This window comes from Kitasatospora sp. NPDC048407 (assembly GCF_043200475.1).
Classification (GTDB): domain Bacteria; phylum Actinomycetota; class Actinomycetes; order Streptomycetales; family Streptomycetaceae; genus Kitasatospora.
In genome coordinates, this window is the sequence record NZ_JBICXW010000018.1 from 1 (window position 1) to 14,823 (window position 14,823).

The following is a 14,823-nucleotide window of genomic DNA, read 5'->3' on the forward strand; positions in this document are numbered from 1 at the left end:
AGCAGCACCGGGCCGTTCGCCCGGCCGGGGCGGCGGGCCAGCTGCCAGCCGCCGAGCGCCGCGCCGAGGCCGCGGCCCCGGGCGGCCAGCCGGGCCCCGAGCCGGGCCGCGAACGGCAGCACCCGCAGCACCAGCAGCGTTCCCGCGCACAGCGCCAGGGTGGGCGCCGCGACCAGCACCGGGTCGATGCCCAGCTGCCCGGCGGCGTCCATCGAGAGGCCGCCGGTGCGGGCGGCCAGCTGCTGGTAGGTGATCACGGCCAGCGCCAGCAGGGTCAGGTCGGCGCCGGAGCGGGCCACGGTGCTGACCACGGCCTGTCGGCGCGACACCACCCGGTCGGCGTCGCGCCGCAGCACGGGCGGCAGCGCGACCAGCGCGACACAGGCCAGCGCGCAGGCCGCGGCCACCGGCCAGCGGACGGTGGTGTCGGTGTGGTCCAGCGGCATCCCGGCCAGCGGGCCCCAGGAGGTCAGCAGCCGCAGCACCGGCCCGGTCAGCAGCGGGGCGAGTACCGCGGCGGGCAGGGCGAGCAGCAGTGCCTCGACGGCCGTCCAGGCGGCGAGTTGCCGCCGGGTCGCGCCGCGCGAGGTGAGCAGGGCGTTCTCCGGGCGCTGCCGTTCCGCCACCAGGTGCACCACCAGCAGCAGCGCGGCCGCGGCCAGCACCGCCAGTTGCAGCGCCCCGATCAGCAGGCTGGAACGGGCGACCAGCGTCGCCGAATGCAACTCGCCGAGCAGGGCCGGCAGTTCGGTCTGCGGTTGGAGTCCGGCGCTGTAGTGCCTGACCAGGTCGGGCAGCTTGTCGGCGCGGGCCCGGACCTGGTCGACGCGCTCCGGGTCGGCGGCGGAGAAGTCGGCGGTCAGCAGCAGGCTTCGTCTGTCCTGCGGCAGCAGGCCGGAGGTGAAGAGGCCGTCGTCCACCGCCATCGGACCGTACGTGGTGAAGCCCTTGACCTGGATCTCGCGGCCGCCGAGCGGGTCGAGCCGCCAGTAGGGGGCGTTCCGGTCGGCGACCTGGTAGGCGCCGGTGACCTCGACGGTGAGCGGCCGGCCGCCGTACCGGTCGGACAGCGTGACCTTGGCGGGCAGCGCGTCGTCGGTCAGGCCGAGCCGGCTCAGGGCGCTCTCCGGCACGGCGGCCTGGACGGTCCCCGCGGTGTCGGGGCCCGCGGGGGCGCCCTTGGCGGTCGGCCACTGGCCGGCCGCCAGCTTCAGCCGGCCGCGGTCCAGTGAGGCCAGCACCGTCAGGTCCGGGTCCTGGGCGTTCGACAGTCCGGGCAGCCCGTACGCGCGGCTGAGCGCGAGGGACTGCGTGGCGACCGGCAGCCCGTTGAACAGCTGGGTGCCGAGCGCGGCGGCCTTCGCGTCGTCCGCCGCCCGGGCGTCCACCGCGTCGTCGGCGCTCAGCACCACACCGACCCGGTTGCCGCCGTCGAGATTCCGGCGCAGGCCGGCCTCGGCGGCGGTGCGGTTGAAGGCCACCAGGGCGGTCAGCACGGTGGTGGTGATCAGCACCGTGAACAGCACGGCGGCAGCCAGCGGCAGCCGCCCGCGCAGTCGGCGCAGCACAAAGCCAAACATTGTTCCCCGTACCCCCGTTCCGGTCAGCGTGTACCGGATGGCGGACGACTCTGTCAGATGGGATCGGGCAGCGGAAGGGGCTTGCGCGAACCGTTGTCAGAGTGAGTAGAACGAGGCCATCCGCTCCCAACTGCCCATGGGAGTAGGTGAGATGACGGAACCGCCAGCTCCGGAAAGCCGCCCTCCGAGACCGGACCGGCCGTGCTGGAGCTGCCGCGCGCGGCGGGTGCGGCCGCCTGATCCCGCTCCGGTCGCGCCGAGCACGAGGGCGCGCGCTCCGGTGCCGGCGTCCAACGGGCCCAGGCGCCCCGGACGCCGTCGCGGGCGGCCTCCGCGCACCGGTGCGCGGTCACATTCGGCGGATCATCGGACTGCACCGGCGCGGGCGGTTACGCTCCCGCCATGCCGATCACGAACAAGTCCGACGAGCGCACCGACGCCGACCTCGCCCGCCGGGCCGCCGAGGCCGGCGCCGAGGCGGTTCGCGCCCAGTCCTGGGCCACCGCCGAACGGCACCACAAGGGCGGCGGCGACTTCGCCACCGCCGCGGACCTGGCCGCCGAGGGCGCCATCCTCGACCTGCTGCGCGCCGCCCGCCCCGGCGACGCGTTCACCGGCGAGGAGAGCGGCCGCACCGGCGCGGCGGACGCCGACCGGCGCTGGCTGATCGACCCGCTCTGCGGCACGCTCAACTACGCCGTCGGCACCCACCTGGTGGCCGTCAACGTCGCCCTGCGCGCCGGCGGGCAGACGGTCGCCGCCGCCACCGCCGACCCGTACACCGGCGAGACCTACTGGACCGACGGCGAACGGGCGTACGTCCGCCACGACGGCCAGGACACCCGGCTCCTCCCGTCCGCCGAGTCCCACCTGGTCGACCTCAACCTCGACCCGCCGTACCCGAACGCCGCCGAGTTCCGCGCCGCGCACCTGCTCACCGACCCCGACTTCGAGGCCGCGTTCCGCCCCCGGGTGGTCTCCAGCACGCTCGCCGTCGCCTGGGTCGCCGCCGGCCGGCGCGCCGCCTACATCACCGACGGACACCTCGCCGACAGCGTGCACTTCGCCGCCGGCCTCGCGCTGTGCGAAGCGGCCGGCTGCACCGTCACCGACCTGCGCGGCAAGCCCCTGCACAGCGGCGACGGCGGCCTGCTGGTCGCCGCCGACCCGGACACCCACGCCCGCCTGCTCGACCTGATCGACCGCCAGTACCGCCAGTACCGCCAGTACCGCCAGTACCGCCAGCACCGCCGCGCGACCCCGTAAGCCCGCCACGCGCCCTGCCCGCGCCCCTCCCCGCCCCGGCAACCTTGGCCAGCGACACACACACGCGCCACCAGCACCGATGCACCGCACCGCGCCATCACTCCCGCCCGCCGAGCCCGCCCCGGAGGCCCGCATGGTGTTCCACAGCGACTACCCGACCGTCGCCCCGCTCGACCGGCCCATCCACGACGCCGTCCTCGGCGACTGCGCCACCGGCGAGCACGCCGAACTGCCCGCTCTGGTCGACGCGCTGACCGGACGCACCGTCAGCTACCGCGAGCTGGACGCGGGCAGCCGCCGGATCGCCGCCGGGCTGGCCGCCGCGGGCGTCGGCAAGGGAGAGGTGGTGGCGCTGTTCAGCCCGAACACCGTGGCCTACCCGCTGGCGTTCTACGGCACCACTCGCACCGGCGCCACCGTCACCCCCGTCAGCTCGCTCGCCACCGCTGCCGAACTCGCCGACCAGCTGCGCGACTCCGGGGCCCGCTGGATCATCACCATCGCCGCGTTCCTGCCGGTCGCCCGGGAGGCCGCCGCCACCCACCCCGTCGCCGAGATCTTCGTCTGCGACGGGGCGGACGGCCACCGCTCGCTCGCCGACCTCGCCGCCGCCGACGCCCCCGAACCGGCCCCCGAACTCGACCCGGCCAACGACCTCGCCGTGCTCCCGTACTCCAGCGGCACCACCGGCCTGCCCAAGGGCGTGATGCTCACCCACCGCTCGGTCTCCACCAACCTCGCCCAGACCGACGCAATGCTGCGCACCGCCCCCGGCGAACGCATCCTCGCCGTCCTGCCGTTCTTCCACATCTACGGCCTCACCGCGCTGCTCAACCGCCCCCTGCGCGCCCGCTCCACCATCGTCGTGCTGCCCCGCTTCGACCTGGAGCAGTTCCTGACCGCCATCCAGGACCACCGCATCGAAGGGGTGTACGTGGCCCCGCCGATCGCCCTCGCGCTGGCCAAGCACCCGCTGGTGGACCGCTTCGACCTGTCCTCCGTCCGCTACGTGCTCAGCGCCGCCGCCCCGCTGGACGCCGAACTCGCCGCCGCCTGCGCCCGCCGCCTCGGCCTGCCGCACCTGCTCCAGGGCTACGGCATGACCGAACTCTCCCCGGTCACCCACGTCGTCCCGCCGCACGACCCCAACCCGCCGGCCGGCACCGTCGGCCGCCTCGTCCCCGGCACCGAACTGCGGGTGCTGTCCTGCGACGAGCCGCGCCGCGACCTCGGCCCCGGCGAGGACGGCGAACTGCTGTTCCGCGGCCCGCAGGTGATGAAGGGCTACTTCGGCCGGGACTCCGACACCGCCGCCACCGTCGACGCCGACGGCTGGCTGCACACCGGCGACGTCGGCCACGTCGACAGCGACGGCTACCTGTACGTGGTCGACCGCGTGAAGGAGCTCATCAAGTACAAGGGCTACCAGGTCGCCCCCGCCGAACTGGAGGCCCTGCTGCTCACCCACCCCGCGATCGCCGACGCCGCGGTGATCGGCGTCACCGACGCCGAGGGCACCGAACGTCCCAAGGCGTACGTGGTGCCCGCGTTCGGCTGCGAACTCGCCGAGCAGGAGGTCATCGAGTACGTGGCCCGCCGGGTCGCCCCGTACAAGAAGGTGCGCGAGGTGGAGTTCCTGGATGCCGTCCCGAAGTCCGCCAGCGGCAAGATCCTCCGCCGCGAACTGCGGGACCGTGCCGCAGGCAAGTGACGATCTGCCAGGATCGGGACGCGCACACCCGCCCAGCCGAGCAGGAGCCGCCGATGACGACCAGCACCCCCGCCGCGCGCGCCCCCCAGCAGGACCGCAGCCGCGCCACCCGCCGCCGGCTGCTGGAGGCGGCGGTGGAGTGCCTGGCCGAGGTCGGCTGGAACGGCTCCACCGTCGCGGCGGTCGCCGAGCGGGCCGGCGTCACCCGCGGCGCCGCCCAGCACCACTTCCGCACCCGCGAGGACCTGTTCACCGCCGCCGTCGAACACGTCGCCGCCGAGCGGCTGGCCGCCGTCCTGTCGCACGTCCAGGAGCTGCCGCCGCCCGGGCCCGCGCGCACCGAGGCGGTGGTGGAGATGATCGTCCGGCTCTACACCGGCCCGCTGTTCCGGGCCGCCCTGCACCTGTGGGTGGCCGCCGCCACCGAACAGCCGCTGCGCGAACGGATCGTCAGCCTGGAGAACCACGTCGGCCGCGAGGCGCACCGGGCCGCCGTCGAATGCCTGGGCGCCGACGAGAGCGCCACCGGCGTCCGGGAGACCGTCCAGGCGACGCTGGACCTCGCCCGCGGCCTCGGCCTGGCGAACCTGCTCACCGACGACGGCCCGCGCCGGGCCGGCATCGTCCGCCAGTGGTCCCGCCTGCTGGACGCCGCACTCGCCGGCTGAGCGCCCCGTCATGCCCCTGACCGGCGGCGACCACCGGCAGATCACCGTCTTCCCCTTGCCCCGAAAGGCCAGGATCGAGGAGACTCTCACCTTCGGTCACGTCGCCCGCACGATCACCAGTCGCAGGCGTGCGGCAGGCCATGCAGTCTGGTGGAAGCCGGAACTACCGGCAGAACCGGGGAAGGTACCGGGCAGGTGGCCAACTGAGCACGCACGGATTCGAAGAGACGCCTGGCCGGGACGCGGCGGGCGACGCTTCCGCGCGCCTGGCCGGGCACCGCCTGGTCCCACTGGCCACCGCGCTGGTCCAGGACGACGGCCGCATCCTGCACTGGAGCGAGGAGGCCGAGGCCCTCACCGGCTGGTCCGCCCACGAGGCCCTCGGCGCGCACCCGGCCCGGCTGCTGCTCGCCGACGACGGGATCGACACCGGCGAGAAGGTGTTCCGCAAACTGCTGGCCGGCCACGGCTGGACCGGCACCCACTCGGTCCGCCGCCGGGACGGCTCCACCGTCGAGCTGGAGTTCCACACCTACCCGATCGCCGGCCCCGACGGCCGCACCCTGCTGCTGGCCACCGCCTCCGACGTGCACGCCCTGCACGAGGTGGAGTCCGACCTGGCGGTCTTCGACGGTTTCTTCAACCAGTCGCCGATCGGCCTCGCCGTCTACGACACCGACCTGCGCTTCGTCCGCCTCAACGAGGCACTCGCCCGGATCAACGGCCTCACCATCGAGCAGCACCTCGGCCGGCGGATCACCACCGTGCTGCCCGGCATCAACGCCGCCGAGGTCGAAGCCGTGATGCGGCAGGTGCTGGCCACCGGAAAGCCCGTCATAGACGCCCGCTCGCACGGCCGCGTCCCCGCCGACCCGCGCCACGACCGGGCCTGGTCGGCGTCCTACTTCCGGCTGGAGGACTCCACCGGCCGGGTGCTCGGCGTGTCCTCCTCGATCATCGACGTCACCGAGCGCTTCCGGGCCGAGGCCCGCGCCGCCCGCGCCCAGGAACGCCTCGCGCTGATCGCCTCCGCCAGCGCCCGCATCGGCACCACCCTCGACCTGAAGCGCACCGCCGAGGAACTGGTCGAGGCGGTCATCCCGCGATTCGCCGACTTCGCCACCGTCGACCTGCTCGAACCGGTGGTGCGCGGCGAGGAACCCGCCCCGATCCAGCCCGGCAAGGCCGTCCAGGTCCGCGCGCTGGCCGTCGGCGAGGCCTACGGCACCAGCCTGACGGGCGCCGCCGACCAGGTCGGCGGCACCACCGAGTACGGCGCCGAACGCACCTACACCCAGTGCATGCGCAGCGGCCGCCCGCTGTTCAAACCGCAGGTCGACGAAGAGGTGCTGCGCGGCATCGTGCCCAGCGAGGACCGGGTCGCCCCCGGCATGGCCGCCGGCATCCACTCCTACCTGCTGGTGCCGCTGATCGCCCGCGGCATGGTGCTCGGCGGCGCCGAGTTCATCCGCACCCGCAACCCCGAACCGTTCAGCGCCGCCGACGTCTCGCTCGCCGAGGAACTCGTCGCCCGCACCGCCCTCGCCATCGACAACGCCCGCCTCTACCGGCGCGAACGCGAAACCGCCCTCACCCTGCAGCGCAGCCTGCTGCCGCAGGAGATCCACCGCACCCTCGGCCTGGAGATCGCCCACCGCTACCTGCCCTCCAGCGTGGTCAGCGAGGTCGGCGGCGACTGGTTCGACGTGGTCCCGCTGTCCTGCGGACGGGTCGCCCTGGTGGTCGGCGACGTGATGGGCCACGGCATCCGGGCCGCCGCCACCATGGGCCAGCTGCGCACCGTCGCCCGCACCCTGGCCACCCTCGACCTGTCGCCCGAACAGGTCCTCGGCCGGCTCGACGAGACCGCCTCCGCGATCGGCGACGGCCAGTTCGCCACCTGCGTGTGCGCCGTCTACGACCCCGTCGACCGCAGCGTGGTGATCGCCTCCGCCGGCCACCTCCCGCCGGTACGGGTCGACCCCGACGGCAGCGCCCACGTGATGCACCTGCCGCCCGGCGTCCCGCTCGGTATCGGCGGCGGCGCGTTCGAATCCACCGAGTTCACCCTGCCGCCCGGATCGACCTTCGCGCTCTACACCGACGGCCTGGTCGAACGCCGTGGCCGCGACATCGACGAGGGCATCGACCTGCTCGCCCGCACCCTCGCCGCCCCCGGCCGCACCCTGGAGGAGAGCTGCGACGCGGCCCTCGCCGCGCTGGTCACCGACGGCACCGAGGACGACATCGCGATGATCATGGCCCGGGCGCTGCCCGTGCCCGCCGACAAGATCGCCACCCTGATCCTCCCCACCGAGGGCCCGCTGCCCGCCCGCGCCCGCCGCTTCACCCGCGCCACCCTCGACAGCTGGGGCCTGTCCACCCTCACCGACTACGCCGAACTCGTGGTCAGCGAACTCGTCACCAACGCCCTGCTGCACGCCGCCGCCCCCCGCCGGCTGCGTCTGTTCCGCGACCGCACCCTCACCCTGGAGGTCTCCGACGCCGGCGGCCAGCCGCCCCGGCTGCGCAGCTCCGCCGAGGAGGACGAGGGTGGCCGCGGCATCCACCTGGTCAGCGAACTCGCCCACCGCTGGGGCACCCGCCCCACCAAGAACGGCAAGGTGGTCTGGGCGGAGATCGAACTGCCCTACCGGCCCGGCTGACATCCGCCGCGCAGACACGCCGGGACAACACCCGCCTGGCGGCCACAACTCGCCCGCACGGCGGGGCTGACGGACAGTCGGAGAAATCCCTCCGTCCGGAAGGTCCCGCCGTGCAGCTCCGCCTCCCCGCCGCCCTCACCGCACTCACCCTGGGCCTTGCCCTGGTGCCCGTCGCCCTCGTGCCCGTCGCCCTCGCCGACCAGGACCCCGACGCCGACGCCGCGACCGTCATCGGGATCACCGGGGTCAGCATCGACCCGAAGATCCCCAGCCGGGTCCGCGTCGAACTCACCTACACCTGCGCCCCCTCCGACGGCCCGCGCTCCCTCAACACCTCCGTCGAACAGACCGACCCCGAGGACCCCGCCAGCATCGCCTTCGGCTCCACCCGCACCTCACCCACCCAGGTGTTGTGCGACGGCACCGAACACATCCAGACCGTGGTCGTGCAGTCCAAGACCAGCAACTGGCTGACCGGCGTCGACGGCGTCGTCATCACCACCCTCACCGACCTGGGCGCCGACCCGCCCGCCTTCGCCGACGCCCAGCAGCTGCTCCTCGACCTGCCGTCCGACGCCTGATCTGCCGCCCGACGCCCGACCCGGCGTCCGCCGACCGGTCGTCAACCCCGGCGCGCCGCCCGCCCGCCCCCGTCCGCGCCGCCCAGACTGGACGCCGCCCGGACCGGGCGCCGGACGGAAGGACACACGTATGGCCCAGCCCACGACAGTCGGCGGCGCGACCACCGGAGTACGCCGCTGGCGGGCCCTCGCGGTGTGCCTGACCGCCGGATTCATGACCCTGCTCGACGTGTCGATCGTCAACGTAGCGCTGCCGTCCGTACGCACCGGCCTGCACATGTCGGAAGCCGGACTCCAGTGGGTGCTCTCCGGCTACTCGCTGGCGTTCGGCCTGGTCCTGGTCCCCGCCGGGCGGCTCGGCGACGCGATCGGCCGCCGCCCGGTCTTCCTCACCGGACTCGCGGCGTTCACCGCCACCAGCGCGCTGGCCGGCGCCGCCCAGAACGAGGACTGGCTGGTCGTCGCCCGCCTGCTGCAAGGCATGTCCGGCGGACTGCTGGTGCCGCAGGTCTCCGGCTTCATCCAGCAACTGTTCCGCGGCGGCGAACGCGCCCGCGCGTTCGGCCTGCTCGGCACCACCATCGGCTTCTCCACCGCCGTCGGCCCGATGCTCGGCGGCCTGCTGATCGCCGCGTTCGGCACCGAGGAGGGCTGGCGCTGGGTGTTCTACGTCAACCTCCCGATCGGCCTGGCCCTCCTCCCGTTCGCCGGCCGCCTGCTGCCCGCCCCCACCCCCGACACCTGCGCCCGCCGCGACTTCGACCCCGTCGGCGTGCTGCTGCTCGGCACCGGCACCGTCCTGCTGCTGCTCCCGCTGGTCCAGGCCCAGTGGCACGACCCCCGCAAGTGGCTGCTGCTGGCCGCCTCGGTGCTGGCGCTCGCCGCGTTCGCCGGATGGGAACACCGGTACGCCCGCAGCCGCGAGCCACTGGTCCACCCCGCGCTGTTCCGCACCCGCTCGTTCACCTCCGGCTCGCTGGTGTCGCTGCTGTACTTCGCCGGATTCACCGCCGTGTTCTTCGTCTTCACGCTCTACCTGCAGGCCGGCCGCGGCTACAGCGCGCTCTACGCGGGCCTCGCCATCACCCCGTTCGCCCTGGCCTCCGCGGTCGCCTCCACCATCGGTGGCCGGATCGTGGTCCGCTACGGCCGACGGCTGATCGCCGTCGGCCTGGCCACCGTCGCCGTCGGCCTGGCGTTCGCCGCACTCGCCGTCCACCTCTTCAACGGCCCGTTCGTCGGCTGGGCCACCGCCCTGCCACTGCTGGTGGCCGGCCTCGGCAGCGGACTGGTGGTCTCCCCGAACCAGGCCCTCACCCTCAACGAGGTACCCGTCGCCCGGGCCGGCAGCGCCGGCGGCGTCCTGCAGACCGCCCAGCGAATCGGCTCCGCAGCCGGCATCGCCACCGTCGGCGCGACGTTCTTCGGGCACCTGCACACGCCGGCCGACTACCCCGGCGCGTTCCAACTCAGCCTCGCCGTGGTGATCGCGTTCGTGCTTCTGGCGCTCATTGCTGCGCTGCGCCCATAAGGGGTGCGAAACCAGGGAGAACACAACCAGGGAGAGCACAACCAGGGAGAGCACAACCAGGGGCGCGGGGAACTGCGCGAAGCGGAAGGCACCCGTCAGCAAGATCGCGACGCAGGACAATGACTTGCACTTGATCGCGACCTTGCGGACGGGCTTTGCGCTTGTCGCGCGCCAATTTCGCTTACCGCCGCGGACCCGCCGCAGCGTAGAGCGTGGTGCCAACCACCAGCAGCGCCGACGCCGTCACGGTGGCCGCCGTGGTCCCGGCCGGCTGGATCAGCCACATGCCCACCCGGCCCTGGACGCCGCCCAGTGGCGGAACCAGCATCGTGAACGCCAGCCAGCCGGTCGGCAGCGCCCACGCGTACGTGGTGCCCCAGCAGGCCGCGCCGAGCGCGGCCAGGCCCGCCAGGCCCGCACTGTCGCGGACCACCACCGAGACGGAGGCCAGCTCCGGTCCGACGGCCTGCACGGCCAGCACGGCCGCTCCGGCGGCGGCGCCGATCAGCAGGACGTGCGCGGCCCGGCGCGGCGCCCAGCGGATCGCGGCGGTGCGGTCGAGCACCGCGTCCTGCCCGCCGAGGCCGACGACGGCGGCCAGCACGTTGGCGGTCAGCACGAGCGCGGTGGTGCCCCGGTCCTCCGCGCCCGCCGGGGCGGCGTCCACCAGCGCCCACACGCTCAGCGCCACGGCAGCGACGACGGCCGCCGAGAGCGGCACCTGACGTGAACGGGCGTACAGCACCAGCCAGTTCATCGGGCCTCCGATCCGGCCAGGACGTTCAGGCGGCGGTTCGTCGAGCAGGACAGCGCGTCGTCGTGCAGCGCGGCGATCCGCGCGCGCTGTTCGGCCGGGGGAGCGGCGGCGAACGCGGTCCAGGCGGCCCGGGCGTTCTCCCAGGCCTGCTGGTCGTACGAGCTGTCGCCCGGGGTCTCCACCGGCACCAGCGCGCTCTCGCCGAGCGCCCAGCTCGCGGCGACGCTCTGCGCGGCGGCGTCGCTGACCAGTCCGCCCTCCCGGTCGGTGCGGGCGTAGCAGGTCGGGACGAGGCCCTGCGCGACCAGGGCGCGGGTGAGGTCCCGGCCGCTCGCGTGGCCGAACTCCCGCTCGTCGAAGTCGACCAGGATCGTCCCGGCGTCGATCCGTCGCGGGTCGCCGAGGGCGCGCGGCTCGGCGTCCTCGCGGATCGCCCGCGGCGCCCCGTCGCCCAGTACGTCGTGCAGGATCCGCAGCGCCTCGGCGCCGCTTTCCGACAGCTCCGGCAGCCGGTGCCGGTCGGCCGTCGTCACGCACACCGGACCGTCGCAGACGGGCCGGGCCGCCGCCGCGTCCACCACGTACGTGTGACGGGCGTCGCCGGGCAGCACCGCCAGCGCCAGCGCCGCGCCCACCAGCACCGGGGTGAGGGCCAGCAGCCGGTTCCGGCGGGTCGCGGCGACCAGCAGGGCGAGACCGGTCGCGGCCAGGCCCAGCAGCCACAGCGTCTGGCCGAGGTGGACGGAGCCGGACAGGGTGAGCAGCGCCTCACGCGGATCGACCGTCACCGGGGAGAACAGGGCGAGCCGGTTCGGCGCGACGGTGGCGCCGGGCACCGCGCCGTCGCCGGTGAACCGCAGCGTGCCCAGCGTCACCAGCGAGAGCACCACCAACGCGGGCGGGGTCAGCACCGACGGCACGGTCTTCGCCACGCCCATGCCGAACACCGCTCCCGCCGCCAGGGCGAGCGCCGCCACCAGCGAGATCGGCACCCAGCCCAGCGTTCGGTACCCGGAGTCGCCGAGCGCCACCTGCACCGCGCCCGCCGTCACCACCGCGCCGAACCCGGCCACCAGGACCCCGGCCATCGCCCCGGCGGGCAGCGCGGCGCGCCGCCAGGCCGGCTTCGGCACCGTGCCGAACAGCTCCGCCGTCCCCGAGCGGGCGTCGCGCAGGCCGTACAGCGCGCCGACGCCCACCGTCAGCGGCCACCAGAAACCCAGCAGCCAGCGCGTCCACATCGCCATCGGCGTCCACTGCGCCGTCCAGCCGGCCGTGCCGTGCCACCAGATGCCGTCGATCAGGAACAGGACGGCCAGCGAGCCGCCGAGCACCAGCAGCCCGGCCCACGGGGCGGCCGAGCGACGCAGCTCGGTCCGCAGCACACGTACGTTCACCAGATACCCCCGGGCTGCTCGGTGCGGCGGAGCAGCGCCGAGTAGCCGCGCTCCAGGGGGCTGTCGCCCGGGTGTTCGGGACCGCCGGCGGCGGCCAGGTCGTCCGGGGTGCCCTGGAAGACCAGGCGGCCGTCCGCGAACAGCACCACGTCGGAGCAGGCGGCGGCGACGTCCTCGACCAGATGGGTGGAGACCACCACGCAGGTGTCCCGGCCGAGTTCCTGCAGCAGCTCGCGGAACCGCAGCCGCTGCGCCGGGTCCAGCCCTGCGGTCGGCTCGTCCAGCAGCAGCAGGTCGGGATCGTTGACGATGGCCTGCGCGATGCCGGCCCGCCGCACCATGCCGCCGGACAGCGTTTTCATCCGGTGGTCGGCGCGGTCCGCGAGGCCGACCCGCTCCACCGCCCGCTGGACGGCGCCCGGGATCTCGGCCTTCGGGACCTCCTTCAGCCAGGCCATGTACTCGACGAACTCCCGCACGGTGAATCGCCGGTAGTACCCGAAGTCCTGCGGCAGGTACCCGATCCGGCGGCGCAGCGCCCGAAGGTCGGCGTGGCCGGCGGCGGTGCCGAGCAGTTCCAGCTCGCCACCGGCGGGGCGCAGCACGGTGGCCAGCGCCCGGATCAGGGTGGTCTTGCCGGCCCCGTTCGGGCCGAGCAGGCCGTGGGCGCCGGTGCCCAGGGCGAGGTCGAGGCCATTGACGGCCATTTTCTTGCGTCCGGCCCGGACGAGCAGGCCCTCGGCCCGGATCTCCCAGGCATGGGTTTTGGGCGCGACGGAGACCGCGCTGACGGCGCGTGGCATGGAGGTGGTTCCTTCCGGAAAAGGGGTGGGTCAGGTGCGGCGCTGGTGGCCCAGACGGCGCGTGGCAGGGAGTGGTTCAGGTACGGGGCGCGGAGTAGGCGCGCCGACGGGCGAGCACCGTGGCGGCGCCGAGGACGAGCAGCAGCGCCCAGCCGGGCAGCTGCTCGGGCCGCAGTACGAACGGCAGGCGGCCGGTGGCCCAGACGGGTGCCGCGACGGCCGCGGCCCAGACGGCGACCAGCGCGGCGGCGGCCCGGCCGACGCCGACGACGCTGCCGAGAGCGAGTGCGGTGCTGGTGAAGGCCAGCGAGGGCAGCAGCCACTGCGCGGCCGTCATCGCCCCGGTCAGCCCGCCTGCCGCCAGCAGTACCGGCAGCACCACGGCCAGTGCGGCGACGGTGCGCCGCAGCAGCAGCGGGAGGCCGGAACGCGGGGTGGCGGCGGTCAGTTCGTGCGCCGGGTCGAGGCCGGGCGCCCACGCGGCGGCGGCCGCGCACAGCGGCAGCACGGGCGCCACCAGCAGCAGCGGCGACACCTGGCCGAACATGTCCGGCGGCCCCGCGGAGTCCAGCGTCAGTGCCAGCAGCGCCACCGCGACGGCGGTCAGCAGCCAGGGCGAAGCGGCCGGCGCGGCCCAGGCCGGCAGCCACCGGGTCCGGCGCCGCACGGGCACCGGGCGGGCCGCGTCCAGCTGCGGCCGCAGCGCGTCGTGCACGGAGCCGACGAGCGCCGCGACGCCGGGCGCCGCGTCGGGCACGGCCGCCGCCAGCAGCCCCCGGCAGGGCGCGCAGCCCTCCAGGTGCGCCTCCAGGGCCCAGACGGTGTCCGCGGGCAGCCCGTCGCCACCTCGCGCATACGCGTCGATCAGCCCCGCCGATGCGTGGTCCGCGCTCATGCCAGTTCCTTCCGCATCGCGATCCGGGCCCGGCGGGCACGGGTCTTGACCGTGCCTTCGGGCAGTCTGAGCAGGACGGCCGCCTCCCGGACGGAGAGCCCGTCGAGGACGGTGGCCTGCAGCACCGCGCGCAGCTCGGGGGCGAGGCGCCGTAGCGCGTCCCCCACGTCGCCGCCGACCGACGCGGCCAGCGCCTCGTCCTCGGCGGCCGGCGCGATGGCCGTCCCGGCCGCGGCGGCCGGCGGTTCGGCGTGGTGCGCGCGGCGGCGGAAGGCGTCGACCAGGCGGCGGGCCGCGATGGTCCACAACCAGCCGACGGCGCTGCCGCCCACCGCGCTGCCGGCGAAAGCGCCCGCCGCGCGCCACACCGCGAGATAGGTCTCCTGCATCACCTCGGCGACGATCTGCTCGTCCGCACAGCGACGGCGCAACCGCACTGCCAGCCACGGCGCGGTGCGCCGGTACAGCTCGTCGAACGCCGCCCGGTCGCTCCTGGCGACCAGCCGGAGCAGACGTTCCTCGTCCAGCTCGTCCAGTGCTCTCCTGCGTGCTCTCACACCTGCCAGACGCGAGCACCCGCGGCCGGGTTCTCGACGTGGCGTGATCCGTGTCACACGTTGGCGGCAGGGCGTGGCAGGGGGCCGGACTACATCGACCGGCCCCGGACCGCCCTCCACGGCGGCCCGACGGCCACCCGGACCGACTAGCCGGCCCCGGCCCGCAACGGGCACACCCAGCCGGAAACGGGTCCCGGGCCTGGGCGGCGACTGGACAAGGCGCAGCGGCCCGGGCCGGGACGGGAACACGGACGCAAGTGAAGCCGGTCAGCTGTCCGCCGCCCTCCCGGCTCGCACGGCGCCGGTCATGAACTGTCGCCTGTGGCACAGGAGGTGACGATGTGACAGATGCGACCGAGCCCGGCTCAGCCCGGTCCTCGCACCGCGAACTTCCCCAAAGGGAAGCCGGTC

The 14,823-nt window shown here is 74.7% G+C and carries 12 protein-coding genes; 6 read left to right on the plus strand and 6 right to left on the minus strand.

All coding sequences use genetic code 11. The features are described from left to right. A partial coding sequence (locus ACGFWJ_RS27355) for an FtsX-like permease family protein (protein WP_392954363.1) occupies positions 1-1,580 on the minus strand: 1,580 nt, incomplete at its 3' end. A 402-nt stretch (positions 1,581-1,982) separates the two neighbouring features. Here ACGFWJ_RS27355 and ACGFWJ_RS27360 point away from each other — a divergent pair. From ACGFWJ_RS27360 to ACGFWJ_RS27385, 6 genes are all read left to right on the plus strand, one after another. Continuing rightward, on the plus strand, positions 1,983-2,846 hold the full coding sequence (locus tag ACGFWJ_RS27360; protein ID WP_392954365.1) for an inositol monophosphatase family protein: 864 nt from the start codon (positions 1,983-1,985) through the stop codon (positions 2,844-2,846). A 133-nt stretch (positions 2,847-2,979) separates the two neighbouring features. Beyond that, the gene (locus ACGFWJ_RS27365) at positions 2,980-4,557 is read left to right on the plus strand and encodes an AMP-binding protein (protein ID WP_392954367.1); all 1,578 of its coding nucleotides are present in this window, start codon (positions 2,980-2,982) and stop codon (positions 4,555-4,557) included. Positions 4,558-4,610: 53 nt separating this feature from the next. Further along, positions 4,611-5,225, plus strand: coding sequence for a TetR/AcrR family transcriptional regulator (locus ACGFWJ_RS27370; RefSeq protein WP_392954369.1), 615 nt, complete (start codon positions 4,611-4,613; stop codon positions 5,223-5,225). A gap of 140 nt (positions 5,226-5,365) precedes the next feature. Beyond that, positions 5,366-7,891, plus strand: coding sequence for a SpoIIE family protein phosphatase (locus ACGFWJ_RS27375; protein WP_392954371.1), 2,526 nt, complete (start codon positions 5,366-5,368; stop codon positions 7,889-7,891). Between the two features lie 110 nt (positions 7,892-8,001). Then, the gene (locus ACGFWJ_RS27380) at positions 8,002-8,472 is read left to right on the plus strand and encodes a hypothetical protein (RefSeq protein ID WP_392954373.1); all 471 of its coding nucleotides are present in this window, start codon (positions 8,002-8,004) and stop codon (positions 8,470-8,472) included. Between the two features lie 130 nt (positions 8,473-8,602). Beyond that, positions 8,603-10,003: an MFS transporter gene (locus tag ACGFWJ_RS27385; RefSeq protein ID WP_392954375.1), complete on the plus strand. Its 1,401-nt coding sequence runs from the start codon at positions 8,603-8,605 to the stop codon at positions 10,001-10,003. 181 nt (positions 10,004-10,184) lie between these two features. Here the strand turns inward: ACGFWJ_RS27385 and ACGFWJ_RS27390 are convergent, their stop codons facing one another. From ACGFWJ_RS27390 to ACGFWJ_RS27410, 5 genes are all read right to left on the minus strand, one after another. Continuing rightward, entirely contained in the window at positions 10,185-10,760 is a 576-nt protein-coding gene (locus ACGFWJ_RS27390) for a hypothetical protein (protein WP_392954377.1), read from the minus strand. Beyond that, on the minus strand, positions 10,757-12,157 hold the full coding sequence (locus ACGFWJ_RS27395) for a hypothetical protein (RefSeq protein ID WP_392954379.1): 1,401 nt from the start codon (positions 12,155-12,157) through the stop codon (positions 10,757-10,759). Before ACGFWJ_RS27395 ends, ACGFWJ_RS27390 begins: the two co-directional genes overlap by 4 nt. After that, the gene (locus ACGFWJ_RS27400) at positions 12,154-12,960 is read right to left on the minus strand and encodes an ABC transporter ATP-binding protein (RefSeq protein WP_392954381.1); all 807 of its coding nucleotides are present in this window, start codon (positions 12,958-12,960) and stop codon (positions 12,154-12,156) included. Before ACGFWJ_RS27400 ends, ACGFWJ_RS27395 begins: the two co-directional genes overlap by 4 nt. Positions 12,961-13,036: 76 nt before the next feature. After that, the gene (locus ACGFWJ_RS27405) at positions 13,037-13,855 is read right to left on the minus strand and encodes a zf-HC2 domain-containing protein (RefSeq protein ID WP_392954382.1); all 819 of its coding nucleotides are present in this window, start codon (positions 13,853-13,855) and stop codon (positions 13,037-13,039) included. Then, the gene (locus tag ACGFWJ_RS27410) at positions 13,852-14,412 is read right to left on the minus strand and encodes an RNA polymerase sigma factor (RefSeq protein ID WP_387641289.1); all 561 of its coding nucleotides are present in this window, start codon (positions 14,410-14,412) and stop codon (positions 13,852-13,854) included. The genes ACGFWJ_RS27405 and ACGFWJ_RS27410 overlap by 4 nt, the downstream gene beginning before the upstream one ends. Between the last annotated feature and the right edge of the window lie 411 nt (positions 14,413-14,823).

Bases quoted from the DNA above. Each gene is read 5' to 3' on its own strand.
- ACGFWJ_RS27360 (WP_392954365.1), top strand. From the start codon at position 1,983: ATGCCGATCACGAACAAGTCCGACGAGCGCACCGACGCCGACCTCGCC.
- ACGFWJ_RS27365 (WP_392954367.1), top strand. From the start codon at position 2,980: ATGGTGTTCCACAGCGACTACCCGACCGTCGCCCCGCTCGACCGGCCC.
- ACGFWJ_RS27370 (WP_392954369.1), top strand. From the start codon at position 4,611: ATGACGACCAGCACCCCCGCCGCGCGCGCCCCCCAGCAGGACCGCAGC.
- ACGFWJ_RS27375 (WP_392954371.1), top strand. From the start codon at position 5,366: ATGCAGTCTGGTGGAAGCCGGAACTACCGGCAGAACCGGGGAAGGTAC.
- ACGFWJ_RS27385 (WP_392954375.1), top strand. From the start codon at position 8,603: ATGGCCCAGCCCACGACAGTCGGCGGCGCGACCACCGGAGTACGCCGC.
- ACGFWJ_RS27390 (WP_392954377.1), bottom strand. From the start codon at position 10,760: ATGAACTGGCTGGTGCTGTACGCCCGTTCACGTCAGGTGCCGCTCTCG.
- ACGFWJ_RS27400 (WP_392954381.1), bottom strand. From the start codon at position 12,960: ATGCCACGCGCCGTCAGCGCGGTCTCCGTCGCGCCCAAAACCCATGCC.
- ACGFWJ_RS27405 (WP_392954382.1), bottom strand. From the start codon at position 13,855: ATGAGCGCGGACCACGCATCGGCGGGGCTGATCGACGCGTATGCGCGA.